We start from the raw sequence: 26,650 nt of genomic DNA on the forward strand, positions 1-26,650 counted from the left end.
CTCCGTGAAAGCGATCACAAACCCTTACTTTTAATATTGTTTGTAAAGGTTCTTTGTGATCCTGTTCTGTCCTTCGATTAATACGTGTACAATAACGCGCTATTTCTAATGCCTGAGGCAAAGTTGTGATCGAAAATCTGCGTAACATCGCCATCATCGCGCACGTTGACCATGGTAAAACTACCCTGGTCGATAAGCTGCTGCAGCAATCCGGTACTTTTAGTGAGCGTGCTGAAACTACCGAACGCGTGATGGACTCCAACGATTTGGAGAAAGAGCGTGGGATTACCATCCTCGCTAAAAACACCGCTATCAAATGGAATGACTACCGTATCAACATCGTTGATACCCCTGGGCACGCCGACTTCGGTGGTGAAGTTGAACGTGTAATGTCCATGGTAGACTCCGTGCTGCTGGTCGTTGACGCAATGGATGGCCCAATGCCGCAGACGCGCTTCGTAACCAAAAAGGCGTTTGCCCATGGTTTGAAGCCGATCGTGGTTATCAACAAAGTTGACCGCCCTGGCGCGCGTCCTGACTGGGTTGTGGATCAGGTCTTCGATCTGTTCGTTAACCTTGACGCAAGCGACGAGCAGCTCGACTTCCCAATCATCTATGCATCCGCACTGATGGGCATCGCGGGTAACGATCATGCGGATATGGCGGAAGACATGACCCCGCTGTATCAGGCGATCGTTGACCACGTTAAAGCGCCAAGCGTCGATCTTGATGGTCCGTTCCAGATGCAAATCTCCCAGCTTGATTACAACAACTACGTTGGCGTAATCGGCATTGGGCGCATCAAGCGCGGTAAAGTGAAGCCTAACCAGCAGATCACTATCATCGACAGCGAAGGTAAAACGCGTAACGGTAAAGTCGGTAAAGTTCTGACCCACCTTGGTCTGGAGCGTATTGAATCCACCGAAGCCGAAGCGGGCGACATCATCGCGATCACCGGTCTGGGCGAGCTGAACATCTCCGACACCCTTTGCGATACGCAAAATGTTGAAGCGCTGCCGGCCCTGTCCGTCGACGAACCAACCGTTTCCATGTTCTTCAACGTCAACACCTCTCCGTTCTGTGGCAAAGAAGGTAAATTCGTTACCTCCCGTCAGATCCTTGACCGCCTGAACAAAGAGCTGGTGCACAACGTTGCGCTGCGCGTTGAAGAAACCGAAGATGCGGATGCGTTCCGTGTATCCGGTCGTGGTGAGCTGCACCTGTCCGTACTTATCGAAAACATGCGTCGTGAAGGTTTCGAGCTGGCGGTTTCCCGTCCGAAAGTCATCTTCCGCGAAATCGACGGCCGTAAGCAGGAGCCGTTCGAGAACGTAACGCTGGATATCGAAGAGCAGCATCAGGGCTCCGTGATGCAGGCGCTGGGCGAGCGTAAAGGCGACCTGAAAAACATGAATCCAGACGGTAAAGGCCGCGTACGTCTTGACTACGTGATCCCAAGCCGCGGTCTTATCGGTTTCCGTAACGAATTCATGACCATGACTTCTGGTACCGGTCTGCTGTACTCCACCTTCAGCCATTACGACGATATTCGTCAGGGCGATGTGGGCCAGCGTCAGAACGGCGTGCTGATCTCTAACGGCCAGGGTAAAGCAGTTGCGTTTGCCCTGTACGGTCTGCAGGATCGCGGTAAGCTGTTCCTGGGTCACGGTGCCGAAGTTTATGAAGGCCAGATCATCGGTATTCACAGCCGTTCTAACGACCTGACCGTTAACTGCCTGACCGGTAAGAAACTGACCAACATGCGTGCGTCCGGTACTGACGAAGCGACTACGCTGGTTCCCGCTCAGAAGATGTCTCTGGAGCAGGCGCTGGAGTTTATCGATGATGACGAACTGGTAGAAGTGACTCCGCTTTCCGTTCGTATTCGTAAACGTCACCTGACTGAAAACGACCGCAAACGCGCGGGTCGTGGCAGCAAAGAAGCTTAAGTTTCTTTTCCGCTGTAAACCGAAGCCCTGTCTGCAAAGACGGGCTTTTTTTGCATTATTGCTCGCAGAATTGAAGCGCGTATAAACCCGCGATAGTCAAAGTATCCCTTTACCGCTACAGTTATTTGTCCACGGCGCAAAGGAGAGGCTTATGCTGTATATCTTTGATTTAGGTAACGTCATTGTCGATATCGACTTTAATCGCGTGCTGGGTGTCTGGAGCGATTACAGCCGGATACCGCTGGCCAATCTGCAAAAAAGCTTTGTGATGGGCGATACTTTCCACCGCCATGAGCGTGGGCAGATTTCCGATGAAGAATTTGCCGCGGCCGTATGCGAGGAAATGGATATGGCGCTGAGTTTCGAACAGTTCGCTACGGGCTGGCAGGCCGTGTTCGTTGCCCTGCGTTCTGAAGTCATCGCCCTGATGAGTAAGCTACGTGAACGAGGGCATCGTGTAGTTGTGCTCTCTAATACCAATCGCTTACACACTAATTTCTGGCCCGGCGAGTACCCACAAATCGCGGAAGCAGCGGATAAAATCTATCTGTCCCAGGATATGGGGATGCGTAAGCCCGACGCCGAAATTTATCAGAAGCTCTTAGAGGCAGAAGGTTTTTCTGCGGATCGGGCCATCTTTTTTGACGACAATGTCGATAATATTAAAGGGGCCCAGCAGGCGGGCATCACCAGCATTCTGGTGACCGGGAAAGAAACGCTGCCTGACTACTTCGCAAAAAATCCATGCTAAAAAACGTAAAGATTACCGTTCGTGAACGCCTCAGACCCTGTATCGCCTGGGGTAAGTTGCTCTGGCAGCGCATTGACCAGGACAATATGACGACGCTCGCAGGAAACCTTGCGTACGTCTCGCTGCTGTCGCTGGTGCCTTTTATCGCCGTAGTGTTTGCACTGTTTGCTGCTTTTCCCATGTTTTCTGACGTCAGCGTTCAGCTACGCCACTTTATCTTCTCGAATTTTATGCCCGCTACCGGCGATATCATTCAGCGTTATATCGAGCAGTTTGTTGCGAACTCCAGCAAAATGACGGTAGTTGGCGCGTGCGGGCTTATCGTCACCGCTCTTTTGCTCATGTATGCCGTGGACAGCGCGCTAAACGCTATCTGGCGTAGCACACGCACCCGGCCAAAAATTTACTCTTTTGCGGTGTACTGGATGATTCTTACGCTCGGGCCGTTACTGGCCGGGGCAAGCCTGGTTATCAGCTCCTATTTGCTGTCGTTACGCTGGGCAACGGGCTTTAACAGCATGATTGATGAGGTGCTGCGCATTTTCCCGCTGCTGCTCTCCTGGCTCTCATTCTGGCTGCTTTACAGTATTGTCCCCACCACGCGCGTACCGGTACGTGACGCTTTGATTGGCTCGCTGGTCGCAGCGCTTCTCTTTGAGTTGGGTAAGAAAGGTTTCGCGCTCTATATCACCATGTTCCCCTCTTATCAGCTTATTTATGGCGTGCTGGCGGTGATCCCCATTTTATTTGTCTGGGTCTACTGGACATGGTGTATCGTGTTGCTCGGGGCAGAAATTACTGTCACCCTCGGCGATTACCGTAAGCTTCGCTCAGAGCTACAGCAGGAAGAATTGGACAAACCATGATTGCATTGATTCAGCGCGTCACCCAGGCTCGCGTCACCGTGGAGGGTGAAGTGACGGGTGAAATTGGCCCAGGACTTTTAGTGTTATTGGGTGTCGAAAAAGAAGACAACGAGCAGAAGGCGAACCGCCTGTGCGAACGGGTATTAGGCTACCGTATCTTCGGTGATGAAGATGACAAAATGAATCTGAACGTTCAGCAAGCCGGTGGCAGCGTGCTGGTGGTGTCGCAGTTTACCCTTGCGGCAGATACGGAGCGCGGCATGCGCCCGGGCTTCTCAGGCGGCGCGGCACCCGCGCTCGCGGAAGAGCTGTACGAATACTTCGTCAAACGCTGCCGACAACAGGGCATCATTGCCCAAACGGGGCGCTTCGCTGCCAATATGCAGGTATCGCTTATCAACGACGGCCCGGTAACATTCTGGTTGCAGGTCTGAATCCCGCACGGTTCATCGGCCTTGCGAAATCTTAAGAGAGTACAGCTATGTATCACCTTCGCGTACCGCAAACCGAAGAAGAACTTGAAAGCTATTATCAGTTCCGCTGGGAGATGTTGCGTAAACCGCTGCATCAACCCAAAGGCTCCGAACGCGACGCATGGGACGCCATGGCTCATCACCAGATGGTAGTGGATGAAGAGGGCAACCCGGTCGCTATAGGCCGTTTATACATTAACGCCGATAACGAGGCGGCAATCCGCTTTATGGCCGTGCATCCTTCCGTACAGGACAAAGGCCTGGGCACGCTGATGGCAATGACGCTGGAATCCGTCGCCCGTCAGGAAGGAGTGAAACGCGTAGTTTGCAGCGCGCGTGAAGACGCGGTGGAGTTTTTCGCCAAGCTAGGATTTATCAATCAGGGCGAGATCACCACTCCGCAGACGACACCCGTGCGGCATTTTCTGATGATTAAACCCGTAGCTTCGCTGGACGATATCCTGCATCGTGCCGACTGGTGTGGGCAGCTCCAACAGGCCTGGTACGAGCATATTCCCCTTAGCGAGAAAATGGGCGTGCGCATTTTGCAGTACACCGGGCAAAAATTCATTACCACCATGCCGGAAACGGGCAATCAAAATCCGCACCAGACGCTGTTTGCGGGTAGCCTGTTTTCTCTTGCAACGCTGACGGGCTGGGGGCTTATCTGGCTGATGCTGCGAGAGCGTCATCTGGGCGGTACGATTATTCTGGCTGATGCCCACATTCGTTACAGCAACCCCATCACCGGGCGTCCGGGGGCGATAGCGGATTTAGGTTCGCTTAGCGGCGATCTCGATCGTCTGGCCCGGGGCCGTAAAGCACGTGTTGCGCTGCAGGTTGAACTCTTTGGCGACGAAAAACAGGGCGCGGTGTTTGAAGGCGTGTACCTGGTGCTGCCGGCTAAACCCTTCGGGCCGCTGGAAGAGGGCGGTAACGAAGAGGAGTAGCCGCGCAGGGTGCTATTTTTGGGAAGTCATGCGCCGGGTATTTCACCTTTTTGCATGGTTTGCTGTAGCTGTTTTCCGTCCGTACTGGTGGCCTGAAGCGTGCCGTTTACCGTGGGTTTCAGCGGCGTCTGCGCAGCAAGACTACCGGTAACGGAAAGCTGCAGGTTACCTTCCCCCTCCAGCGGTAAATTTGGCCATCCCCATTGATGCAAAGTGTTAATCGGTACTGAGCGACCACGAAGTTTTATCGCCGTATTACGCTGCGGGGATTGTGAGACAGCGCCTGTCGCTTCAAGCATCCCTTTTCCGGCGAAGGCGCTTAGCTCCGTGACGGAAATCTGATTCGCGTTCGCCGTCAGGGCAATAGAAGGACGTCGAATGTCCACGCGGTTAAAGGTTGCAGCCGCAGCATTCAGGCTGATATTGCCATCCCACAGACCCCACTGTCGGTCCCGCACCACCTCAAGATTATTTCCCACGCCGTCCAGCGCGGTGAGCTGGAACGGGAAAGTTGGATCGATATCGATAATCAGGTTCCGGTTAGCCGAAAGCTTTTTGATGGTCACTTTGTTTAGCCATTCCGGAACGGGCGCCAGCCAGCGTTTTTTCCAGTCTGCCGGCAGCGTATATTCCAGCCCGGCCAGCACGACTTCATCAAGCGTCAGTTGGTTATCATTGCGCAGCCACTGACCCGAGGCGCGAACCATGCCTCTTTCCCAGCGGGAGGTAAACTGACGCAGCACGGCGGCTTGCTGAGTAAAATCTATGTTTACGATTGGATCGTTAAGATGCAACGTACCGTTGATGAACTCGCTGGCGTTTAGCGACAACCTGCCGTCATCGCTTTGCCATCCGCCGTTGGCGAGCGTCAGATTGCGCAGGCTCAGATCTAAATCCGTTACCGCCCAGCCCTTGCCCTCCAGGCGCGCGTCGGTGATCTCCAGGCTATCCACTTCCAGCGACGGGACGGTAGTGAGAGGAGAAAGGAAATCGCTTATGGATTTATCCGTTTGCAAACGAATATCGTTGAGGCGCAGGCTGCCAATATGCCACGAGCCATCCGCATTCCGATTTGCAGTACCGGTGAGCGAGCCGCGAGCTATATCCGCGCCGATGGTGGAGAGCGTTACCTGCCCCTGATTAATGGCGCCCTGTAACAGCACGTTGCTTGCGGGCACACCGTTAAGCGACATTGAACCCGCGCTGAATTGAATATCTGCCGTGCTGCCCAGTACCTTTCCTCTTTCAGGTTGCCATGGCGTGACGCCTCCGTTCACGCGCTGAGCACGCAAATTCCATCCGGCGTCAGGGCTATTAAGCGCCATATCGCTAAGTTGCAGCATGTCGGCCTGGAAGGGAAGCGGGGCGGAGTCCGGGCTGAGATTCAGGGTGCCTTTTTTCAGCAAAATGGTATCAACGTGCAGCGGCTCTGAAAACTGGCGGGAGCTCAGACCTATATCGACGCCCTGGGCAACCAGAGTAGCTGGCTGACCTTTTCGCCCAAACGTCACGTTGCTGAAGGTAAGGTGCATGGGAGAAGCCCAGCGGTGTTCCATCACATCAAACGAAAAATCGTAGTCGCTTTGCTCGTTAATCCAGCCGCTGACCTGGCCTGCTCCCCAGCGGGTCTGCAGCAAAATATAAGCAGCAATCAGTACGACCAGAACGATCGCTACGAGTGTCGCAATAAGCTTTCCGAGAAATTTCATTGCCTTCCATCCCATGAAGTTTCGGTAAGGGTGTTATGCCCCATTTACCGTTATAGCTCAAGGATGAGTTTGTCAGAGAGGGTTTCACGCGCCGCTGGCAACAAATCACCGGCGCGTGAGGAACATCAATCTTTTTCAGGCGGGAAAATCAGGTTCAGGACAATCGCCGTGATACCACCGGCAGCAATACCGGAGGAGAGCAGCGTTTTCAGCCAGTCAGGAGCAAACTGCAGAATCAGCGGCTGCTGAGACACGCCCATACCCACCGCCAGCGACAGGGCAATAATCATAATCGCACGACGATTCAACGGTTCGCGTGAAACGATGCGCACGCCGGATGCGGCGATAGTACCGAACATCACAATCGTTGCGCCACCGAGTACCGGCTCAGGAATGTGCTGAACAAAACCGCTCACCGCAGGGAACAGGCCAAGCACAATCAGCATCAGCGCCACCACAAAACCAACGTAACGGCTGGCGACGCCGGTGAGCTGAATCACCCCGTTGTTTTGTCCAAAGCAGGAGTTCGGGAAAGTGTTGAAGATAGCGGATACGCAGGAGTTCAGGCCGTTAGCCAGCACGCCGCCTTTCAGGCGTTTCATATACAGAGGACCCGAAACGGGCTGCTCGGAAACGTCAGAGGTAGCGGTAATATCCCCGATGGTTTCCAGCGAGGTTACCATAAACACCAGCATCAACGGGATCAGCAGGTTCCAGTCAATGCCCAGCCCGTAATAAAGCGGTGTCGGGACCATGATTAAATCGGTATTCGTAGACGCGGTGGTTTCCGGCAGCATATCCAGAGCCCATGCCAGTGCATAACCCACAGCCATAGCGATGACCAGAGACGCGACGCGCAGATACGGGTTGCGCTGGCGGTTCAGCAGAATAATTACCAGCAGTACGGCGCCGGCCAGCAGCAGATTTTTCGGCGCGCCAAAGGTGTGATCGTTCATCGCGGCGTATCCGCCACCGATAGAGTTAAGGCCTACCTGAATCAGCGACAGGCCGATAATCATCACCACGACGCCGGAAACCAGCGGAGTAATAATACGGCGCGCCAGGTGCAATACGCGGGAAAGTGCCATCTCCGTGCAGCTTGCGAGCATCAACGTACCGAAGAGCGCCGCCATCATTGTCGGCACGTCCGCACCGCCGTTTTTTAGCGCCATACCGCCCATAATCAGCGGCGAGACGAAGTTAAAGCTGGTGCCCTGAATCGACAGCAGTCCCGAACCCACGGGGCCCCAGGCTTTAATTTGAATAATAGAGGCTACGCCGGAGGCGAACAGCGACATGCTGATAATGTGCTGCGTGTCCGATGCCGGTAATCCCAGAGCCTGGCAAATCAGTAATGCCGGCGTGATAACCGCGACAAACATCGCCAGCAGGTGCTGACAGGCGGCGAAAAGCGTTTGTGGAAGAGGAGGTCTGTCTTCAAGGCGATATATCAATTCACTGGAGCGAGTCGATGCAACCGGTTGCGCATTTTCTGATTCAACGGCATTTACAGACATCAGAGGAGGTCCCGTGGTGGAAAAGCGAAGATTTTAACGGACTGAATGGTAAAAGCAAACGATTGCATGGCGACATTATTAATATTTAAAACTTATACGGCGTTTAAGCTGTATCTGGCGCTGTCGACGTTTGCGTCATCAGGCATTCGAGTAGCGTTCCGTTTCCGGCATCCAGCGTTCAATCAGCGCGGCTGCCTGCTCCGGGAAACGTTCATGAATATGACGAGCAAGCCGCTGCACTTCCGGGATCATCGCCTGGTCGCGCAGTAAGTCCGCTACTTTAAACTCGGCGCTTCCCGTCTGGCGAGCACCGAGTAGCTCTCCCGGCCCACGAATTTCCAGGTCTTTTTGCGCAATCACAAAGCCATCGTTGCTGTCCCGTAAAACCTGCAAACGCAGCTGAGCCGTTTTGGACAGCGGCGTTTTATAAAGCAGCACGCAATGGGAGGCGACGGCGCCACGGCCAACGCGGCCACGCAGCTGGTGGAGTTGCGCAAGCCCCAGACGTTCCGGGTTTTCAATAATCATCAGGCTGGCGTTTGGTACATCCACGCCGACCTCAATAACCGTCGTGGCGATCAGCAGATGGATATCGCCCTCTTTAAACGCCTGCATCACCGCCTGTTTCTCCTGCGGCTTCATGCGCCCGTGTACTAACCCGACGTTGAGATCGGGCAGAGCGGTTTTAAGCTCCTCCCAGGTGACTTCCGCCGCCTGCGCCTCCAGCAGCTCCGACTCTTCAATCAGCGTGCAAACCCAGTAAGCCTGACGTTTTTCCGTAGCGCAGGCGCTGCGGACCCGTTCGATAATATCGTTACGGCGGGTATCCGCGATGGCAACGGTAGTAACGGGCGTACGGCCCGGCGGCAGTTCATCGATAACTGACGTATCCAGATCGGCATAAGCTGTCATGGCGAGCGTGCGGGGGATTGGCGTGGCCGTCATGATTAGCTGATGCGGATGGAAGCCCTGAATCTGTCCCTTTTCCCACAGCGCCAGCCGCTGATGAACGCCAAAGCGATGCTGTTCATCGATAATTACCAGCGCCAGTTCGGCAAACTGCACCTGTTCCTGGAAGATAGCGTGAGTGCCGACAACCATCGATACCTGGCCGCTGGCAATGGCTTCCTGCTGTGCAATGCGTGCTTTGCCTTTTTGCTTTCCGGCAAGCCAGCCAACCTCAATTCCCAGAGGCGCATACCACTGGCGGAAGTTACTGGCGTGCTGTTCGGCGAGCAGTTCCGTAGGAGCCATCAGGCCAACCTGTTTGCCGTGCGCAATAGCCCGCAGGGCTGCAAGAGCGGCAACCAGCGTTTTTCCTGAACCTACATCGCCCTGTACCAGGCGCATCATCGGCACGTCCAGCGCCATATCATGTTCGATTTCCGCAACGACCCGCTCTTGTGCGCCGGTTGGTTTAAACGGCAGAGCGGCCAGAAGACGGTTTTTCAGTTCGTCGTGATTAACTAGCGGCAAAGCGTGATAGCGCTGAGCACCCGCGCGCAGCGCCAGCATGCTCAGGTTATGCGCCAGTAATTCCTCAAGGATTAAGCGCTGCTGGGCCGGGTGCTTACCTGTCTCCAGATCCGCAAGTTGCGTATCCGGCGGCGGACGATGCAGCGTGTGTAAGGCTTTCGGCAGGCTCATCATTCCCTGACTCAGTTCCGGCGGGAGCAATTCTGCAATGGCGCAGGTATCCAGCAGTTCGAGTGCCTGGTCGGTCAGCTTGCGCAGCGTTGCCTGGCGAATGCCTTCGGTTGTGGGATAAACCGGCGTTAGCGTCTCCTGCAGCTCCTGCGTGCTGAGCTCGCCCTGTACACGGTATTCCGGATGGATCATCTCCGCGCCGTGTGTACCGCGCTTTGTCTCGCCATAGGCAAGTACACGCTTGCCCGGCGCCAGGCTGTTTTTCATCGCCGCGTTGAAATTGAAAAAGCGCATTGTCAGGATGCCGGTGCCGTCAGTAATTTGACAGGTCATCATCCGGCGGCGGCCAAAGCTGATATTGCTGTTCAGCACTTCCCCTTCCACCGTGGCGTAAACGCCAGGCAAAAGTTCATTAATGGGATAAAGATGGGTGCGGTCTTCGTAGCGCAACGGAAGGTGCAGCAATAAATCCTGGATGGTATGCAGGCCAATTTTGGCCAGCTTGCCGCTCTGGCTGGCACCTACTCCGGCAAGCGTGCTTAACGGTATGGCATCCAGCAAACGGCCTTTCATGATTTACTCCGCAGACTGCATTGTGGCCCACCAGGCGGCATCAGCTTCGATCTCGCCTTGCTGATTCACATGGGGATAAGGCAGGCCTTTACGGCGGGAGACGCGTGCCAGCACCGGATAGCCGCCTTCAAACAGCAGGCGCTGTTGTTCAGCGTCCGGCAGAGTGCTGTTTTCGCGCTGGTACATACCGGCATTCTGACGCTGGCGCTGTGCCTCATAAAGGATAAGCGCGGAGGCGACAGAAACGTTGAGCGACTGCACCATGCCGATCATCGGAATGATAATGTCCTGGTCTGCCAGCGCCAGCGCTTCCTGAGTAATGCCGGTTTTCTCCTGGCCCATCAGAATGCAGGTCGGACGCGTGTAATCAATTTCACGAAAATCGACGGCTTTATCAGAAAGGTTAGTGGCAAGTATTTGCATGCCGCTGCTTTTTAGTTGAGAAACGGCATCGCTAATGGTGCGATGGGTTTTAACTTCGACCCAGGAATTACTGCCCGCAGCGGATGAGGCCATGGTGCGCATACGATTTCCCGGCCAGACGGCGTGAACCTCGTGCACGCCCACCGCGTCTGCGGTGCGGATAATCGCCGAGACGTTATGAGGTTTATGGACCTGCTCCATGCAGACCGTCAGATCGGGCTGACGGCGGGCTAACATTTCGCAGATGCGGGCATAACGTTGTGGATTCATAACGTTAGTTTCTGTTACGGGTGACTTTAATCACGTCCGGCATCACGCGGATTTTACGCATGATATTCGCCAGATGGATACGATCGCGGGCCGTCAGGCGAATGAAGGCGCTATAAACGCGGCCGTCTTTCTCTTCGGTATTCAGGCTTTGAATATTCGAACCCGCGTTGTTCAGCGCCGCGGTGAGGTTTGCCAGCGCACCCTGGTGGTTAAACATATCCACCTTGATCTCGGTGATAAACTCCTGCTCCGCCTCTTTGTCCCATTCCACAGCCATAAACTTCTCCGGCTCTTTCTGGTAGCCGCGGATGTTTCGACAGGATTCATGGTGGATAACCAGGCCCTTACCGGGGCTGACATGGGCAACAATCGGGTCACCAGGAATTGGGCGACAGCATTTTGCAAAGGTAATCAGCACGCCGTCTGCGCCTTTGATTGGCAGATGGCTATGCGGCAAGGCATTTGCCTGTAGTGAGGCTTGCGATTCGCCCTGCAGGTTTTTCGCAACTACCACGCTCATGGCGTTGCCAAGGCCGATTTCCGCCAGCAGATCATCAAGCGAGGCGAGCTTCATGCGCTCAAGCTCACGTTGGATATTTTCTGGTGGGACTTCGGCCAGCTTGCGGCTACCGCCTAAAGCATGATTTAACAGGCGGCGTCCCAGGTTGACTGAATCGTCTCGCTTGAGGTTTTTCAGCATCTGGCGAATTTTGGCGCGTGCTTTGGAACTGACCACAAAGTTCAGCCAGGCGGCATTTGGTCTTGCACCTGGCGCGGTGATAATTTCGATAGTCTGGCCGCTGGTAAGCGACTGCGAGAGCGGATAGGGCTGGCGGTCGACCCTGGCGCCGACGCAGGCGTGACCGATGTCGGTATGTACCGCATAGGCGAAGTCCACGGGCGTTGCTCCTGCCGGGAGTTCGACAATTCGCCCTTCCGGGGTGAAAACGTAAATCTCATCCGGGAAGAGATCGGATTTAACGCTCTCGATAAATTCAAAGGAGCTACCGGCGCTCTGCTGCAGTTCCAGCAGGCTTTGCATCCAGCGCTGGGCGCGGATTTGCGCGGTAGTGCTGCTCTCACCCTGCTCTTTATAAGCCCAGTGGGCGGCAACCCCCATCTCAGCCATCTGGTCCATATCTTCGGTACGGATTTGCACTTCTACCGGTACGCCGTGCGGACCAATCATCGAAGTATGCAGGGACTGATAGCCGTTCGCTTTTGGAATGGCGATATAGTCCTTCACCCGCCCCGGACGTGGCTTGTAGAGGCTATGCATTTGCCCAAGGACGCGGTAGCAGGTATCCATATCATGAACGATTACGCGGAAGGCATAGATATCCATGATTGAGTGGAAACGCTGCTCTTTGAGCGTCATTTTGCAGTAGATGGAGTAAAGGTGTTTTTCGCGGCCGCTGACGCGACACGGAATACCCGCCTCCTGTAAGCGCCCGTCGATCTCAGAGAGGATTTTTTGAATCATCTCTTTGCGGTTACCACGCGCCGCTTTAACCACTTCTTTAATGACGCGGTAGCGGTTCGGGTAGAGCGCTTCAAAGCCCAGCTCTTCCAGCTCGGTTTTCAGGTGGTGAATACCAAGACGGTGGGCCAGCGGACTGTAGATTTCGAGGGTTTCGCGGGCGATGCGGCGGCGCTTGTCCGGACGCAGCGACCCCAGAGTACGCATATTGTGCGTTCGGTCGGCGAGTTTGATCAGAATGACGCGGATATCCTGCACCATCGCCATGATCATTTTGCGGAAGTTTTCGGCCTGGGCCTCTTTCTTGTCGCGGAACTTCAGTTTGTCCAGCTTAGAAACCCCTTCCACCAGCTCGGCAACGCTTTTGCCAAACAGTTGTTCCATATCCTGATAGGTGGCGGGGGTGTCTTCAATCACGTCATGCAGCAGCGCGGCCATTAGCGTTTCATAGTCGAGTTTCATCTCGGCCAGAATGCAGGCAACGGCTACAGGATGGGTGATATAGGGTTCACCGCTTGAACGTGCTTGTCCCTCGTGAGCATCACGCGCGACAAGATAGGCTTGCCGGAGGCGCTTTATCTGCTCCTCAGGCAAGTATTGTTGAATCAGCTGATTCAGGCTTTCAAACAGATACAAGGGCTACCCGCAGGGCTAATTAACGACGACCTTCAGCAATAGCGGTAACGGCCTGCAGTTCTGCGGCTTCCTGCTCTTGCTGCTCCTGGCGATCACGAACATCGAGAATCTGGTTGGTGATCAACCCTTCTTCGATTTCGCGCAGTGCGATAACGGTCGTTTTATCGTTTTCTTCAGGTACCAGAGGATCTTTACCACCGGTTTGCATCTGACGAGCGCGACGTGCGGCGACCAGTACCAGGTCAAAACGGTTACCAATTTTCTCTACAGCGTCCTGAACGGTTACGCGTGCCATATTTTAAAGCTCCACAGATGAAGAAATGACTGGGCATGATACTGAAACTGGGCTCAGTCTGCCAATAGTTTGCTGATTAAAGCGTCATGTCGCGCTTTTTGGCGACCCATTCGCAGACGCTCGGCACGAATAATAATCTTTAAATCTGACAGCGCGGTGTCGAAATCATCATTAACGATAAGGTAATCATATTCCGCGTAATGGCTCATTTCTGCAACAGCCTGTTCCATACGCTTCGCGATGACTTCTTCGCTGTCCTGGCCACGGCCACGCAGGCGGCGGTCTAATTCGTCTTTCGACGGCGGCAGGATAAAGATGCTGCGCGCATGCGGCATTTTATTGCGGATTTGCTGCGCGCCCTGCCAGTCGATATCAAGAAATACATCCACACCGGTTGCCAGTATTTGCTCAATCGCATGGCGCGAGGTGCCGTAATAATTACCAAAGACTTCCGCGTGTTCGAGGAAAGCGTCTTCGGCAATCATCTGCCTGAATTCGTCCTTACTGACGAAGAAATAGTGTTCACCATGGTTCTCACCGGGACGAACGCCACGAGTGGTATGGGAAACAGAAACCTGTGTGTCATACAGCGGTTGTGTTTTTAACAGAGCCTGAATGAGGCTGGATTTCCCCGCGCCACTTGGGGCGGAAACAATATAAAGCGTGCCTTGAGCCATGGGTTCTAACTTATTCGGTAAGGATAAAAGAAGAGCGTCTACTGGCCTATTATACACGTCGACACGGTAGCACGGAGAATTTGTCGTGTTCCCGGCACGCTTTTCGATGATTTTGCGTAATGCTTTCCCGTATTCAGCGTCCGTTGCTGCAACGTCAGCGCTTTATCTGAAAATGCCTCGCATCGCTTTAAATTCATTCTCGCAGCTGACGCCTGCCCGCGCTATACCTCATGGCGAACTGACAGGGAGAGCGTTATGGAAGGGTTAATCAAGCTGATTGTGATTTTGAGCGTCCTGACACGAGTCGCTTTGGCTTCGTGCCCGGTTTGGTCACCGTTGCAGGCAAGTCAGGAAATGGAGAAATTACAAACCCAGCTTAATCAGTGGGACGAGGTCTATTACCGTGACGGGGAGAGTCGTATCAGCGATGCGGTATACGATCGGCTCCGTTCACGTTTAAACATGTGGCAGCGTTGTTACCAGCCTGCGGCAGCACCTCTGCAACCCACGCTTTCGACTAACGGCAAGACACAGCATCCCATCGCCCATACAGGGGTTAAAAAACTGGCGGATAGCCCGGCAGTGGCGCGATGGCTTGAGGGTAAAACCGATTTATGGGTACAGCCGAAAATTGATGGCGTGGCGATCACGCTTGTGTACCGGCACGGCAAGCTCGCGCAGCTTCTCAGCCGTGGAAACGGGCTGAAAGGCGAGGACTGGACCGCTAAAGCGGCCATGATAGATGCGATACCTAAAAAGCTCACCGGCGCGCTGGCCGATAGTATTTTGCAGGGAGAGTTGTTCTTAAAACGTGCCCAGCACGTGCAGAAGATAGTGGGAGGAATGAATGCAAGGAGTAAAGTTGCAGGCGCTATGATGCGGCAGGCAAATGCCGCCTTTCTTAACGATTTTGACGTGTTTATCTGGGCGTGGCCAGACGGCCCGGCAGACTTCAGGCATAAACTGGAAGTGCTGGACAGCGCAGGATTTTCGCTCGTAAAGGCATGGTCAAAACCAGTTTCCTCTCTGCATGAAATCTCCTCTTTGCGCAATCTGTGGTTCGCCTCCCCTTTACCTTTTGTGACCGACGGCGTTGTAATTCGTCAGGGCACAGAGCCTGCCGGGAAATTTTGGCAGCCAGGACAGGCATCGTGGCTTGCGGCCTGGAAGTATCCACCGGTCCAGCAAATCGCCGACGTAAAGGACATTCGCTTTACCGTTGGGCGTACCGGGAAAGTTGCCGTGGTATTGGATCTGGAACCATTACAACTCGACGATAAACAAATTAAACGCGTTAACGTTGGTTCGGTTAAACGCTGGCAAGATCTGGATATTGCGCCGGGCGATCAGGTAATGGTGAGCCTTGCGGGCCAGGGCATTCCGAGAATCGACAAGGTCGTCTGGCGTGTAAACCTGCGAGACAAGCCACAGCCGCCGGCCAAATTAAACAACACGCCTTTAAGCTGCCTTTCTGTAACTGTGGCATGTCGTGAACAGTTTTTTGCCCGTCTCGCCTGGGCAAGCTCGCTGGCTGTACTGGATATTAAGGGCGTGAGCAAAAGTACCTGGCAACAGCTACATCAGGCTTTTCATTTCGAAAATATTTTTTCCTGGCTGCTGTTGGGCGCTGAGGATTTACTCCGGGTTAAAGGAATATCACCCGCCCGTGGTACGCAGCTCTGGCATCAGTTCTCAATGGCTCGTCAGCGGCCTTTTCATCGCTGGCTAATGGCCTTTGGCCTTCCCCTGCCGAAACCTGCAATAAATGTACTTTCAGATACTCACTGGCGACAGTTGATCTCTCGCGATGAGTTGAGCTGGCAAGAACTACCGGGCGTGGGGGCGGAGCGGGCGAAAAAACTGGTGGAGTTTATGAATTATCCGCAGATCAACGCCCTGGCTGTTTTTCTGGCGCAGCAGGGCATAAAAGGATTTGTTGATTAATGGTCGGCATGTTTGTAGTGGAAAACGGGTAAACCCAGGCGCAGGCGCAGCGCTAATAAACGCGTTGAGAAACCGAAAATAAGTGTCGCAATCACTACCACATCGTGACTGGATACATAGTGCTGTAACACGATATACAGCACTGCGGAGGCAAAGGAGATGCCAGCGTATAGCTCTTTCTGGAAAACTAACGGAATGCGTTTGCAGAACATATCGCGCAATACGCCGCCGAATACGCCCGTCACTACTGCTGCGATAATTGCGATGACCGGACCTTCGCCCATATCCAGCGCAATCTGTGCGCCAATGATGGAAAACACCACCAGGCCAAGGGCGTCCAGAACGAGAAAAAGTCGTCGCAGGTGGGGCATGACCGGGGCAACGATGGTGGTCACTACCGCCGCTACGGCGACAATTACTACATATTCAGGGTGCTTTACCCAGCCTAACGGGTAGTGCCCGAGCAGGATGTCACGCACCGAGCCTCCGCCGAGTGCGGTAGCCGTAGCAATAATAATGACACCGAAAGTGTCCATGCGGCGCCGACCAGCCGCCAGCGCGCCGGTCATTGCTTCGGCGGTAATACCAATAAGGTAAAGAATATGTAGCAGCATAAACACTCCCGGAGAAATTGTGCAAATGGTAGCGTTTTGTGGGAGGTATCACGATTGAGATTTTCTAAACTTATTTTTTATCGATTAGATTTATTTATGTGAAATTGTTGGCTTCTTTAGCCCACGGTTATCAGGTTAAAATATGCGACCGTAAAAAGGATTAGTATAACTATTGAACCGGAGGGGACGGTAACGATGAATATCACAGCGATGCTAAGGGCATTAGCAAATGGAATCAATCCTGAAACGGGAGAAATATTGTCCTCCGGTTCGGTAGCCAATAAACCTGAAGCCATACGGATGTTGTTTACACTGGCCGAAGAGCTAGCCGCAGAGCCGGAAAAACAGAAAAAATCGAAGCTGACTCCGGAGGAGCGGCAGCAAAAGAATATTGCCGAAGGACGACCAGCGAAATCGCATTTTCCCTGGACTGAAGAAGAGAGGCATCTGCTTGAGGAAAGCTATAACCAGAATAATGCTATCGAAGCGCTGAGCGCGCAGTTTGAACGTTCCGCACGTGCAGTAGCCATTCAGTTAGAAAAGATGGGATTGATAACGGCAGAAGAACTTATGGTGTATACATAAAAATAGAAAAAGCCCGATGAAACGGGCTTCTTTAGTCTACTCAATGTTCTGAATCTGCTCGCGCATCTGCTCAATCAGCACTTTAAGCTCAATGGCTGAGTTGGTAACATCAGAATTGATGGATTTAGAGGCCAGCGTGTTCGACTCGCGGTTGAACTCCTGCATCATAAAGTCGAGGCGACGACCAACGGCTTCTTTTTTCTTCAGGATGTTGTACGTTTCTTTAACGTGCGCTTCCAGGCGATCCAGTTCTTCGGCAACGTCAATACGCTGCACCATAAGAACCAGCTCTTGCTCAAGCCGGGTGTTTTCAAGCTGAACCTGGGCTTCTTCGAGTTTGCTGACTAAACGTTCACGCTGCCATTTAACGACTTCAGGCATCTGCGCGCGCACTTTAGCAACTTCAGCGCTGACGCCTTCAAGGCGCTGTTCGATAAGAGCTTTCAGCGCCTTGCCTTCGGTTTCGCGAGCAAGGATGAAATCATCCAGGGCACCGTCCAGCGCGGCAAGAATTTCAGCGGCGATGGCATCCAGATCCTGTTCCTGGGCGGACATCACGCCCGGCCAGCGTAAAATATCAACCGGATTGATTTCGCCTTCATCACTTTGCATCTTTACCCAGTTCGCTGCTTCAACGAGCTGTTTAGCCAGCTTTTCGTTAAGCAGGAGCGAGCTTTGCGCACGTGCGTCAGGTTCAAAGCGAAGATTACATTCGATTTTTCCGCGGGTTAAGCGAGTACGAATGCGTTCGCGGGCCACGGGTTCGAGGCTACGGAACTGTTCCGGCATGCGGATATAAGTTTCAAGGTAACGTTGGTTTACCGAACGTAACTCCCAGGAGGCGCTGCCCCATTCGCCTTTTACTTCACGTCGGGCATAGGCGGTCATACTGCGGATCATAAATCGTTACCGTATTGAGCAATGGATGGAGGGATTATAACCATGCCTGGCCGGGCAGGATAGGAATAAGCGTCCGAAGCCCGTATAATGCGCGCCACATTCGTTTTAGCCGGAGATAAGCCCATGCGTCCATCAGGTCGTAGCGCCGAACAAGTGCGCCCAGTCACACTGACCCGTAATTACACCAAACACGCTGAAGGTTCTGTGCTGGTCGAATTTGGCGATACCAAAGTCTTGTGCACCGCCACCGTTGAAGAAGGCGTACCACGCTTTCTGAAAGGACAGGGGCAAGGTTGGATCACCGCAGAATACGGTATGCTGCCGCGTTCTACCCATAGCCGTAATGCTCGCGAAGCGGCGAAGGGTAAACAGGGTGGCCGCACCCTGGAAATCCAGCGTCTGATTGCCCGTTCTTTGCGTGCAGCGGTGGATTTGAAAATCCTCGGTGAATATACCATTACCCTGGATTGCGATGTGTTGCAGGCCGACGGCGGTACCCGTACCGCATCGATCACCGGCGCCTGTGTTGCGCTGGCTGACGCGCTGAACAAACTGGTTGCTATCGGCAAGCTAAAAACCAACCCGATGAAGGGGATGATTGCTGCGGTTTCCGTTGGCATCGTTAATGGCGAAGCGGTTTGCGATCTGGAATATATCGAAGATTCCGCAGCAGAAACCGACATGAATGTCGTGATGATGGAAGATGGTCGTATGATTGAGATTCAGGGCACCGCCGAAGGCGAGCCGTTCTCCCATGAAGAGTTGCTGACGCTGCTGGCGCTGGCGCGAGGGGGAATTGAATCAATCGTCACTTCGCAGAAGGCGGCGTTAGAAAATTGATTTTTAAGGCGACTGAAGCAGTCGCCTTTTTTATATCTGAAGAAACCCAGAGGAGCGAATCCATGAAACCGTATCAGCGCCAGTTTATTGAATTTGCGCTTAACAAGCAGGTACTGAAGTTTGGCGAGTTCACGCTGAAATCCGGGCGTACCAGCCCTTATTTCTTCAACGCCGGGCTGTTTAATACCGGGCGAGATCTGGCACTGCTGGGTCGTTTTTACGCTGCCGCGCTAATGGATTCCGGTATTGATTTTGATTTGCTGTTTGGGCCTGCCTACAAAGGCATCCCTATCGCAACGACTACCGCAGTTGCGCTGGCAGAACACCATGAACGCGATGTGCCTTATTGCTTCAACCGGAAAGAAACCAAAGATCATGGTGAAGGCGGTAACCTGGTGGGTAGCGCGCTCCAGGGCCGCGTAATGCTGGTGGACGACGTTATTACCGCCGGTACCGCGATTCGTGAATCTATGGAAATCATCGCCGCTAACTCCGCAACGCTTGCGGGCGTACTGATTTCTCTGGACCGTCAGGAGCGTGGGCGCGGTGAAATCTCTGCCATTCAGGAAGTCGAGCGTGATTATCACTGTAAGGTGATTTCTATTATTACGCTGAGGGATTTGATTGCGTATCTGGAAGAGAAACCGGAAATGGCCGCAAGTCTGGCTGCGGTGCAGGAATACCGGGATCGGTACGGCGTGTAAGAAAAAGGGCCGCTAAAGGCCCTTTTCAGTTTAACGAAGCTGCACGGCAACTAATGGCCAGCGGGTATCGAAATCATCTGTCGGCAAATAGCGAAAATCGCTGCGTACGAAACGAGAAAGCATCCCTTCGCAGAAGGCCAGCAGTTGGCCTGCCAGCAGCGCTTCATCGGTAAAATAACCTTCTCCTTCACGCATTTTTTTCTCGCGCATAACCTGCCGTAGCTGCACTTCGATGCGCTCAAAAAGCTGGTTGATGCGGCCCTGTAAGCGATCCTGTTCGAACATCAGCGCGTGGCCGGTCAGAATACGGGTCAGACCAGGATTTTTTTCACCGAAACCAAGCACCAGCAGGACGATAAGACGCAGGCGGGTCAGCGTATCTTTTTCATCTTTCAGGATGAGATTGATGCGGGTGATAAGGCTGTCTTCAATAAACTCGATAAGGCTGTCGAACATTTTCGTTTTGCTGGGAAAATGACGATACAGCGCCGCTTCAGAAACGCCCACCGTGGCTGCAAGTTTAGCGGTGGTGATGCGTTGGCTACCGTCGCTGGATTCAAGCATCCGGGCCAGAGACTGAAGTATTTCCTCGCGACGATTCCTTTTCGCAGTCTGTTTTTCTGCCATGTTTTAAAATACCCCTGAAATAAAGCATCTGCCAGGCAAGCAGCCACACAGCGCCCGCAAGCATGCCGCTTGCGGTTTGTTTTAACGTTATGAATGTGTGTGGTTACGTTTATAAAACGAGTTACTGACGGCCGGAATGGCCAAAACCGCCTTCGCCACGGTCGCTGGTATCAAAATCTTCGACCAGGTTGAATTCGGCTTGTACAACGGGCACGAACACCATCTGCGCAATGCGTTCGCCCGGCTCAATGGTGAAGCTATCTTGCCCGCGATTCCAGACAGATACCATTAACTGTCCCTGATAATCGGAATCTATCAGCCCTACCAGGTTGCCAAGGACTATGCCGTGTTTATGGCCAAGCCCGGAGCGTGGCAGGATAACGGCCGCCAGAGACGGATCGCCAATATGGATTGCAAGTCCAGTTGGCACCAGCGTGGTTACGCCTGGCGCCAGTTCTACTGCCTCGTCCAGGCATGCACGCAGATCGAGTCCGGCAGAGCCGGAAGTAGCATAAGTCGGCAGCGGGAACTGCTGTCCCACACGCGGGTCCAGAATCTTAACGTCGATTTTTTTCATCATAACGGGTAACAATCTCGTTCAATAAAAGATGGCCAAGGAGTGACTTATCGCTTAGCGGTAAGACTTTATCTCCCTCCTGCCAGAAAAGGTGTAACGCGTTGCTGTCGCTATTAAAGCCCTGACCTGTTTGTGAAACATCATTGGCACAAATCAGGTCGAGATTTTTTTGGATACGCTTTTGCCGGGCATATTCTTCCACATTAGTTGTTTCGGCGGCAAACCCAACAACATACGGACGGCTGACAGAAAGCGCAGCAACGCCTGCAACAATATCCGGATTTTTAACCATTTTTAGCGTGATTTCAGCGCCTTGCTTTTTGATTTTTTCATTCGCAACGCTCGCCGCGCGATAATCTGCTACGGCTGCACAGCCGATAAAAATATGCTGGCCCGAGACATTTTGTTGAACGGCAGCTTCCATTTCCAGAGCGGAATTGACGTCAATGCGTTTCACCCATGCCGGAGTAGATAAGGCAACCGGGCCGGAAACCAGCGTCACATTCGCACCCCGCGTCGCCGCCGCTGCCGCAATTGCGTATCCCATTTTGCCCGAGCTGTCGTTGGTGATATAGCGTACCGGGTCAAGACGCTCACGCGTCGGGCCGGCGGTAATCATGACGTTAAGATGTTGCAGATCTTTGACGACGCTAAAATGACCAATGGCCAGTTCTACTATGTCTAACGGGTCGAGCATGCGGCCGGGACCCACGTCGCCACACGCCTGGCTGCCGCTGTCTGGCCCCCACAGCAGTAAATCACGGGAAGCCAGGACCTCAAGGTTGTGCTGGGTTGCTGCTGCACGATACATTTGTTGGTTCATGGCGGGAACAACCGCGACAGGCGCGGGGGTTGTAAGGCAAATGGTGCTAACCAAATCGTTCGCCATACCTGCCGCTACGCGGGCAATCAGATCGGCTGTGGCAGGGGCGAGAATAACCAAATCTGCCCATTTTCCCAGTTCAATATGACCCATTGCTGCTTCCGCTGCTGGGTCAAGCAAACTGTCTGATACCGGATATCCGGATACGGCCTGCAGGCTCAATGGCGTAATAAAGGCTTTGGCCGCCTCGGTCATTGCCACACGTACATCTGCTCCGCGATCGCGCAGACGGCGCACCAGCTCAGGCGTTTTATAGGCTGCGATACCGCCGCTGACACACAGAACAATTTTTTTGCCGGAAAGCCCCATCATGATTTTTCCCACCGCAAGTCTTAATCGTGGACCTATTTTATCACACTCCTCAGGCCACAACTTTTTGCAGTTTGCGAGGTATCCCGCACGCTGAAACTCTCTATATCGCGAGTAGCCGGACAGTCGTGCACAATGGCTATACAAAGGGATACGGAGGTTCTGATGGAGATAAAAATGGGCTGGGATAAAAGTGGCTTACCGCGCGAGAAGCTTCTCAAGTTTGGCGTCGGCTCATTAACCGACGTAGAACTATTGGCGCTCTTTTTACGCACGGGTTTAAGGGATATGAACGTACTGGCCCTGGCAAATGTTCTGCTGGAAAAATTTGGTTCCCTGAGTCGCTTGCTGTCGGCAGATTATTCGCAGTTTAAGGACATTAAAGGGATTGGCGAGGCCAAATACACCCAGTTAAATGCGATTGCGGAACTGGCGAGGCGCTATTACGTCTCGCGTGGGGTTGAAGAACTCACGTTGAAGAGCCCTGATACCGTTCGGGAGTTTATCCAGAGCCAGCTGACCACGGAAGAGCGTGAGATCTTCATGGTGATATTTCTCGATAACCAGCATCGAATTATTAAACACGCGGCAATGTTTTCTGGAACGCTGAATCATGTCGAAGTGCATCCCCGAGAAATTGTACGCGAAGCGATGAAATCTAATGCAGCGGCGGTCATTCTTGCGCATAATCACCCGTCGGGTAGGGCCGAACCGAGCAAAGCTGACCGTGCCATTACTGAACGTATCGTGAAAGCCTGCCTTTTTATGGAAATTCGCGTGCTTGACCATCTGGTTATTGGTCGCGGAGAGTACGTTTCTTTTGCTGAACGTGGGTGGATTTAAGCTGATTTGCGCGATCCATGGGGATCTTTGTCTGTTCGGGACTTGAGCACATGCGTCAGGCAGCGTATACTACGCCACCTTTGAGAATCTCGGGTTTGGCATTATGCGCCTGGCACTGTGGTTCACATTGAACCGCCAGGGACCAGGCTTGCAGCCTGACGAGGCGCCATAACCCTATACGAAGCTCGAGCTAATTTGATTTTTGGAGAATAGACATGTCCCGAGTCTGCCAAGTTACTGGCAAGCGTCCGGTGACCGGTAATAACCGTTCCCACGCAATGAACGCGACCAAACGCCGTTTCCTGCCGAACCTGCACTCTCACCGTTTCTGGGTTGAGAGCGAGAAGCGTTTTGTCACACTGCGTGTATCTGCTAAAGGTATGCGTGTAATTGATAAGAAGGGTATCGATACGGTTCTGGCCGATCTTCGTACCCGTGGCGAGAAGTACTAAGAGGAACTAAGTCATGGCTAAAGGTGTTCGCGAGAAGATCAAGCTGGTTTCTTCTGCTGGTACTGGTCACTTCTATACCACCACGAAGAACAAACGTACTAAGCCGGAAAAACTGGAACTGAAAAAGTTCGATCCAGTTATCCGTCAACACGTACTGTACAAAGAAGCTAAAATTAAATAATTTTAGTGACTTTGATGAAAAACCTCGCTTCGGCGGGGTTTTTTTGTTTTGTGCTTTATGCCCGGAGGAGAAATGCCAGAGTTACCTGAAGTCGAAACCAGCCGCCGCGGCATTGAACCGCACCTGGTAGGTGAAACTATCCTGCATGCCATCGTGCGCAACGGCCGCCTGCGCTGGCCTGTTTCTGATGAGATTCATGCCCTGAGCGATAAGCCTGTATTAAGCGTTCAGCGCCGGGCTAAATACCTGCTGCTTGAACTGCCGGACGGCTGGATTATCATCCACCTTGGTATGTCCGGCAGCTTGCGCATCCTGCCGCAAGAGCGGCCCGCTGAAAAACACGATCACGTCGACCTGGTGATGAGCAACGGTAAAGTGCTGCGCTACACCGACCCGCGTCGCTTCGGTGCCTGGCTGTGGGTTAAAGAGCTGGAAGGCAGTAATGTGCTGGCACACCTTGGGCCAGAGCCGCTCCACGAAGAATTTAATGCCGAATACCTGCGTGAAAAATCTACGAAGAAAAAAACTGCCATTAAGCCCTGGCTGATGGATAACAAGCTGGTGGTCGGCGTGGGGAATATTTACGCCAGCGAATCGTTGTTTGCCGCCGGGATCCATCCCGATCGCGCCGCGCAGTCGTTATCAAAAACCGAATGCGAATTGCTGGTGAAAGTGATCAAAGCGGTGTTGTTAAGATCGATTGAACAGGGCGGTACAACGTTAAAAGACTTTTTACAGTCTGACGGCAAACCCGGTTATTTCGCCCAGGAGCTTCAGGTTTACGGGCGGGAGGGGAAACCATGCAGAGTTTGCGGTACGCCGATTATTGCCGGTAAGCACGCTCAGCGCAGCACGTTCTATTGCCGAAACTGCCAGCATTAAAGCTGCCTGAGTTTCTCCAGCAAGGCCTGGCAGACAGGCTCCGGCAGAAAATGCGCGACATCGCCGTGGTGGCGCGCAACTTCTTTCACCAGAGAAGAAGAAACAAAAGACCACTCCTTTGAGGGCATCAGGAAGACGCTTTCCAGCTCTGGCATCAGATGACGGTTCATGTGGGCGAGCTGCATTTCGTATTCAAAATCTGCCGCCGTGCGTAAACCACGAACCAGAACGTTGGCCTGTTGCTGCTGCGCAAAATTCGCCATGAGATCGCTAAACCCCACAACCTCGACATTGGGCAGATGCGCTGTCACCTGTCTGGCCAGCGCCACGCGCTCATCGAGAGAGAACATCGTTTTCTTATGCGGGCTATTGGCAATAGCCAGGATAATGGAGTCAAACATCATGGCTCCGCGCGTCACAATATCCAGATGACCATTCGTGATGGGATCGAAAGTACCGGGGTAAATCGCTCGGGTACTCATAGCGGCCCTCAATGCGTTTTGGGTGGCAGATAAGGTTCCAGTAGTTGTAGCAGGCGTTGTAACGCTCCCTGATTCTGATACAACACTTCAACGGCGTGGCGACCATAAAAGTTACGATAATCTTCGTCCGTTAGTAAAGAGGATATCTCTTTTGAGAGCGATCCTGCATCGGTAACGATAATAAGTCCGCTAGCCTGCTCCAGTCGGGAACAAATATCTTTAAAGTTAAAGATATGCGGCCCCATCAATACCGGAATAGCGTGGGCTGCGGGTTCCAGAGGGTTATGGCCGCCACGTTCCACCAGGGAACCGCCAACGAAAGCGAGATCCGCAATACCGTACAGCAGCATCAATTCGCCCATCGAATCACCGACAACGACTTGTGTACTGGCGGAAGGGACTTCACCTGATGAGCGTGTGATATAGCTCAAACCAGCCTGACGCACCAGATTAATCGCGTCCGGAAAACGTTCAGGATGCCGTGGAACCAGAATAAGTAATAAGTCAGGAAACTGCTTCAGAAGAGCCTGATGAGCTTCCAGTACAATGCTCTCTTCACCTTCGTGTGTGCTGGTAGCAATCCAGACCGGACGATGAGGGGCCCATTGACGACGCAGCGTAATGGCTTTGGCGGCGAGTTGTGGGGTGACTGAAATATCGAATTTAAGGCTACCTGTAACGGTAAGCTGGTTACGCTTAGCGCCGAGTGCGATAAATCGTTCGCCGTCTTCTTCATTTTGCGCGGCAATTAATGTAATACGGCGCAATAGCGTATGTATAAATTTCCCCAGTTTTGCGTAGCCTACAGCGGATCTTGCGGAGAGACGGGCATTGGCAATGACCAGAGGAATGTGGCGTCTATGCAGTGCGGTAATCAGATTGGGCCACAGCTCAGTTTCCATGATCAACACAAGCTTGGGGTCGAAAGTATTGAGAAAACGATTCAGTGCGCCGGGCAAATCATAGGGCAGATAGACATGTTGCACGTCGCCACCAAAAGCAGACATAACGCGCTCTGAGCCTGTCGGGGTCATCGTAGTGACGGTAATAGGTAAATCAGGATAGCGATGGCGCAATGCACGAACTAACGGGATTGCCGCCAGCGTTTCACCGACCGAGACGGAATGCATCAGAATGCCGCCGGGTTTTAACGATTTTTTATAGTAACCATAGCGCTCACCCCAGCGTTTCCGGTAAGCCGGTGCTTTACGTCCGCGTACCCACAGTCGCACCCAAATAAGCGGCTGAATAAAATAAAAAAGAAGGGTGTAAAGCAACTGAAGCATAGCCCACAACTGGATAATGAATGTGCTAGGGATTCTATGTATTTAACCAGAGTTTTACCATTACTTTTGCCCTTTTAGGCTAAATTGCTAATGCCTGGCCAGCGCTTAGCCCTGAAGGCAATTTTTTTGTATTTCTATTCGATTTATTGCGTTTAAGGCCCGCAGCTCTTAGCAACAAGTGCGACTACTGAACAGAAATATGAAGTCTTATACTTTATTCCTTTGATTAAAAAGCTATTTTTTTACTTCTGCTCAAAATTTATTCATATCGGATCGTTCTACGAGAAGTGATACACTACTTATCTTAAAATTCATTCCAGAACAG

General features: G+C 52.9%; 27 protein-coding genes. 13 read left to right on the forward strand and 14 right to left on the reverse strand.

Translation table 11 applies throughout. The features are described 5' to 3' along the window. Positions 1-125 precede the first annotated feature (125 nt). The 5 genes from typA to fabY all read left to right on the forward strand — a co-directional run bounded on the left by typA (position 126) and on the right by fabY (position 4,989). The gene (gene typA, locus E2L00_RS19720; protein WP_167614643.1) at positions 126-1,949 is read left to right on the forward strand and encodes a ribosome-dependent GTPase TypA; all 1,824 of its coding nucleotides are present in this window, start codon (positions 126-128) and stop codon (positions 1,947-1,949) included. A 151-nt stretch (positions 1,950-2,100) separates the two neighbouring features. After that, positions 2,101-2,700 carry a glucose-1-phosphatase gene (yihX, locus tag E2L00_RS19725; protein WP_167614644.1) on the forward strand — a complete coding sequence of 200 codons (600 nt, stop codon included), beginning with the start codon at positions 2,101-2,103 and terminating at the stop codon, positions 2,698-2,700. Further along, the gene (locus E2L00_RS19730; protein WP_167614645.1) at positions 2,694-3,566 is read left to right on the forward strand and encodes a virulence factor BrkB family protein; all 873 of its coding nucleotides are present in this window, start codon (positions 2,694-2,696) and stop codon (positions 3,564-3,566) included. Before yihX ends, E2L00_RS19730 begins: the two co-directional genes overlap by 7 nt. After that, a complete protein-coding gene (gene dtd, locus E2L00_RS19735) occupies positions 3,563-4,000 on the forward strand; it encodes a D-aminoacyl-tRNA deacylase (RefSeq protein WP_167614646.1) in 438 nt (145 codons plus the stop codon). The genes E2L00_RS19730 and dtd overlap by 4 nt, the downstream gene beginning before the upstream one ends. Before the next feature lie 47 nt (positions 4,001-4,047). Then, entirely contained in the window at positions 4,048-4,989 is a 942-nt protein-coding gene (gene fabY / locus E2L00_RS19740; RefSeq protein ID WP_167614647.1) for a fatty acid biosynthesis protein FabY, read from the forward strand. 26 nt (positions 4,990-5,015) lie between these two features. On the opposite strand, the gene E2L00_RS19745 is transcribed toward fabY, so the two are convergent. The 7 genes from E2L00_RS19745 to gmk all read right to left on the reverse strand — a co-directional run bounded on the left by E2L00_RS19745 (position 5,016) and on the right by gmk (position 14,216). Further along, entirely contained in the window at positions 5,016-6,698 is a 1,683-nt protein-coding gene (locus E2L00_RS19745) for an AsmA family protein (RefSeq protein WP_167614648.1), read from the reverse strand. A 125-nt stretch (positions 6,699-6,823) separates the two neighbouring features. Then, positions 6,824-8,215 carry a nucleobase:cation symporter-2 family protein gene (locus tag E2L00_RS19750; protein ID WP_167614649.1) on the reverse strand — a complete coding sequence of 464 codons (1,392 nt, stop codon included), beginning with the start codon at positions 8,213-8,215 and terminating at the stop codon, positions 6,824-6,826. A gap of 138 nt (positions 8,216-8,353) precedes the next feature. Continuing rightward, positions 8,354-10,435: an ATP-dependent DNA helicase RecG gene (recG, locus tag E2L00_RS19755; protein WP_167614650.1), complete on the reverse strand. Its 2,082-nt coding sequence runs from the start codon at positions 10,433-10,435 to the stop codon at positions 8,354-8,356. Positions 10,436-10,438: 3 nt separating this feature from the next. Next, positions 10,439-11,128: a tRNA (guanosine(18)-2'-O)-methyltransferase TrmH gene (gene trmH / locus E2L00_RS19760; RefSeq protein WP_167614651.1), complete on the reverse strand. Its 690-nt coding sequence runs from the start codon at positions 11,126-11,128 to the stop codon at positions 10,439-10,441. 4 nt (positions 11,129-11,132) lie between these two features. Then, a complete protein-coding gene (spoT, locus tag E2L00_RS19765; RefSeq protein WP_167614652.1) occupies positions 11,133-13,244 on the reverse strand; it encodes a bifunctional GTP diphosphokinase/guanosine-3',5'-bis pyrophosphate 3'-pyrophosphohydrolase in 2,112 nt (703 codons plus the stop codon). Between the two features lie 19 nt (positions 13,245-13,263). Beyond that, the gene (gene rpoZ, locus E2L00_RS19770; RefSeq protein WP_034461476.1) at positions 13,264-13,539 is read right to left on the reverse strand and encodes a DNA-directed RNA polymerase subunit omega; all 276 of its coding nucleotides are present in this window, start codon (positions 13,537-13,539) and stop codon (positions 13,264-13,266) included. A gap of 53 nt (positions 13,540-13,592) precedes the next feature. Then, complete coding sequence (gmk, locus tag E2L00_RS19775) at positions 13,593-14,216, reverse strand: guanylate kinase (RefSeq protein ID WP_167614653.1); 624 nt, start codon at positions 14,214-14,216, stop codon at positions 13,593-13,595. Positions 14,217-14,471: 255 nt separating this feature from the next. Here gmk and ligB point away from each other — a divergent pair, with 255 nt between their 5' ends. Beyond that, positions 14,472-16,160 (forward strand): NAD-dependent DNA ligase LigB, encoded by a 1,689-nt coding sequence (ligB, locus tag E2L00_RS19780; protein WP_167614654.1) that lies wholly within the window; start codon positions 14,472-14,474, stop codon positions 16,158-16,160. Here ligB and E2L00_RS19785 read toward each other — a convergent pair. Next, on the reverse strand, positions 16,157-16,774 hold the full coding sequence (locus E2L00_RS19785) for a trimeric intracellular cation channel family protein (protein WP_167614655.1): 618 nt from the start codon (positions 16,772-16,774) through the stop codon (positions 16,157-16,159). The genes ligB and E2L00_RS19785 overlap by 4 nt on opposite strands. 195 nt (positions 16,775-16,969) lie before the next feature. Between E2L00_RS19785 and E2L00_RS19790 the strand changes: the two genes are divergently transcribed. Beyond that, positions 16,970-17,359 (forward strand): hypothetical protein, encoded by a 390-nt coding sequence (locus tag E2L00_RS19790; protein ID WP_167614656.1) that lies wholly within the window; start codon positions 16,970-16,972, stop codon positions 17,357-17,359. Positions 17,360-17,395: 36 nt separating this feature from the next. On the opposite strand, the gene E2L00_RS19795 is transcribed toward E2L00_RS19790, so the two are convergent. Next, positions 17,396-18,259 (reverse strand): YicC/YloC family endoribonuclease, encoded by an 864-nt coding sequence (locus E2L00_RS19795; protein ID WP_167614657.1) that lies wholly within the window; start codon positions 18,257-18,259, stop codon positions 17,396-17,398. 123 nt (positions 18,260-18,382) lie between these two features. Between E2L00_RS19795 and rph the strand changes: the two genes are divergently transcribed. Together rph and pyrE are read left to right on the forward strand one after the other, a co-directional pair. Then, the gene (gene rph, locus E2L00_RS19800; RefSeq protein WP_167614658.1) at positions 18,383-19,099 is read left to right on the forward strand and encodes a ribonuclease PH; all 717 of its coding nucleotides are present in this window, start codon (positions 18,383-18,385) and stop codon (positions 19,097-19,099) included. A 62-nt stretch (positions 19,100-19,161) separates the two neighbouring features. Further along, the gene (pyrE, locus tag E2L00_RS19805; RefSeq protein WP_167614659.1) at positions 19,162-19,803 is read left to right on the forward strand and encodes an orotate phosphoribosyltransferase; all 642 of its coding nucleotides are present in this window, start codon (positions 19,162-19,164) and stop codon (positions 19,801-19,803) included. Positions 19,804-19,833: 30 nt separating this feature from the next. Here pyrE and slmA read toward each other — a convergent pair whose 3' ends face one another. The 3 genes from slmA to coaBC all read right to left on the reverse strand — a co-directional run bounded on the left by slmA (position 19,834) and on the right by coaBC (position 22,199). Continuing rightward, a complete protein-coding gene (gene slmA, locus E2L00_RS19810; RefSeq protein WP_167614660.1) occupies positions 19,834-20,430 on the reverse strand; it encodes a nucleoid occlusion factor SlmA in 597 nt (198 codons plus the stop codon). A 121-nt stretch (positions 20,431-20,551) separates the two neighbouring features. Further along, positions 20,552-21,010 (reverse strand): dUTP diphosphatase, encoded by a 459-nt coding sequence (gene dut / locus E2L00_RS19815; RefSeq protein ID WP_167614661.1) that lies wholly within the window; start codon positions 21,008-21,010, stop codon positions 20,552-20,554. Then, on the reverse strand, positions 20,988-22,199 hold the full coding sequence (coaBC, locus tag E2L00_RS19820) for a bifunctional phosphopantothenoylcysteine decarboxylase/phosphopantothenate--cysteine ligase CoaBC (RefSeq protein WP_167614728.1): 1,212 nt from the start codon (positions 22,197-22,199) through the stop codon (positions 20,988-20,990). Before coaBC ends, dut begins: the two co-directional genes overlap by 23 nt. Before the next feature lie 177 nt (positions 22,200-22,376). On the opposite strand from coaBC, the gene radC reads away from it, so the two are divergent. The 4 genes from radC (at position 22,377) to mutM (ending at position 24,557) form a co-directional block, all read left to right on the forward strand. Beyond that, positions 22,377-23,042 carry a RadC family protein gene (radC, locus tag E2L00_RS19825; RefSeq protein ID WP_167614662.1) on the forward strand — a complete coding sequence of 222 codons (666 nt, stop codon included), beginning with the start codon at positions 22,377-22,379 and terminating at the stop codon, positions 23,040-23,042. A 215-nt stretch (positions 23,043-23,257) separates the two neighbouring features. Further along, entirely contained in the window at positions 23,258-23,494 is a 237-nt protein-coding gene (gene rpmB / locus E2L00_RS19830; RefSeq protein ID WP_034918399.1) for a 50S ribosomal protein L28, read from the forward strand. 13 nt (positions 23,495-23,507) lie between these two features. Continuing rightward, positions 23,508-23,675 (forward strand): 50S ribosomal protein L33, encoded by a 168-nt coding sequence (rpmG, locus tag E2L00_RS19835; RefSeq protein WP_167614663.1) that lies wholly within the window; start codon positions 23,508-23,510, stop codon positions 23,673-23,675. 72 nt (positions 23,676-23,747) lie between these two features. Then, a complete protein-coding gene (gene mutM, locus E2L00_RS19840; RefSeq protein ID WP_167614664.1) occupies positions 23,748-24,557 on the forward strand; it encodes a bifunctional DNA-formamidopyrimidine glycosylase/DNA-(apurinic or apyrimidinic site) lyase in 810 nt (269 codons plus the stop codon). Here the strand turns inward: mutM and coaD are convergent. Next, positions 24,554-25,039, reverse strand: coding sequence for a pantetheine-phosphate adenylyltransferase (gene coaD / locus E2L00_RS19845; protein ID WP_167614665.1), 486 nt, complete (start codon positions 25,037-25,039; stop codon positions 24,554-24,556). The genes mutM and coaD overlap by 4 nt on opposite strands. Before the next feature lie 8 nt (positions 25,040-25,047). Next, positions 25,048-26,325 carry a lipid IV(A) 3-deoxy-D-manno-octulosonic acid transferase gene (gene waaA, locus E2L00_RS19850; RefSeq protein ID WP_167614666.1) on the reverse strand — a complete coding sequence of 426 codons (1,278 nt, stop codon included), beginning with the start codon at positions 26,323-26,325 and terminating at the stop codon, positions 25,048-25,050. Between the last annotated feature and the right edge of the window lie 325 nt (positions 26,326-26,650).

Origin of the sequence: Cedecea colo (assembly GCF_011808225.1) — a bacterium.
In the GTDB taxonomy this organism is placed as follows: Bacteria; Pseudomonadota; Gammaproteobacteria; order Enterobacterales; family Enterobacteriaceae; genus Dryocola; species Dryocola colo.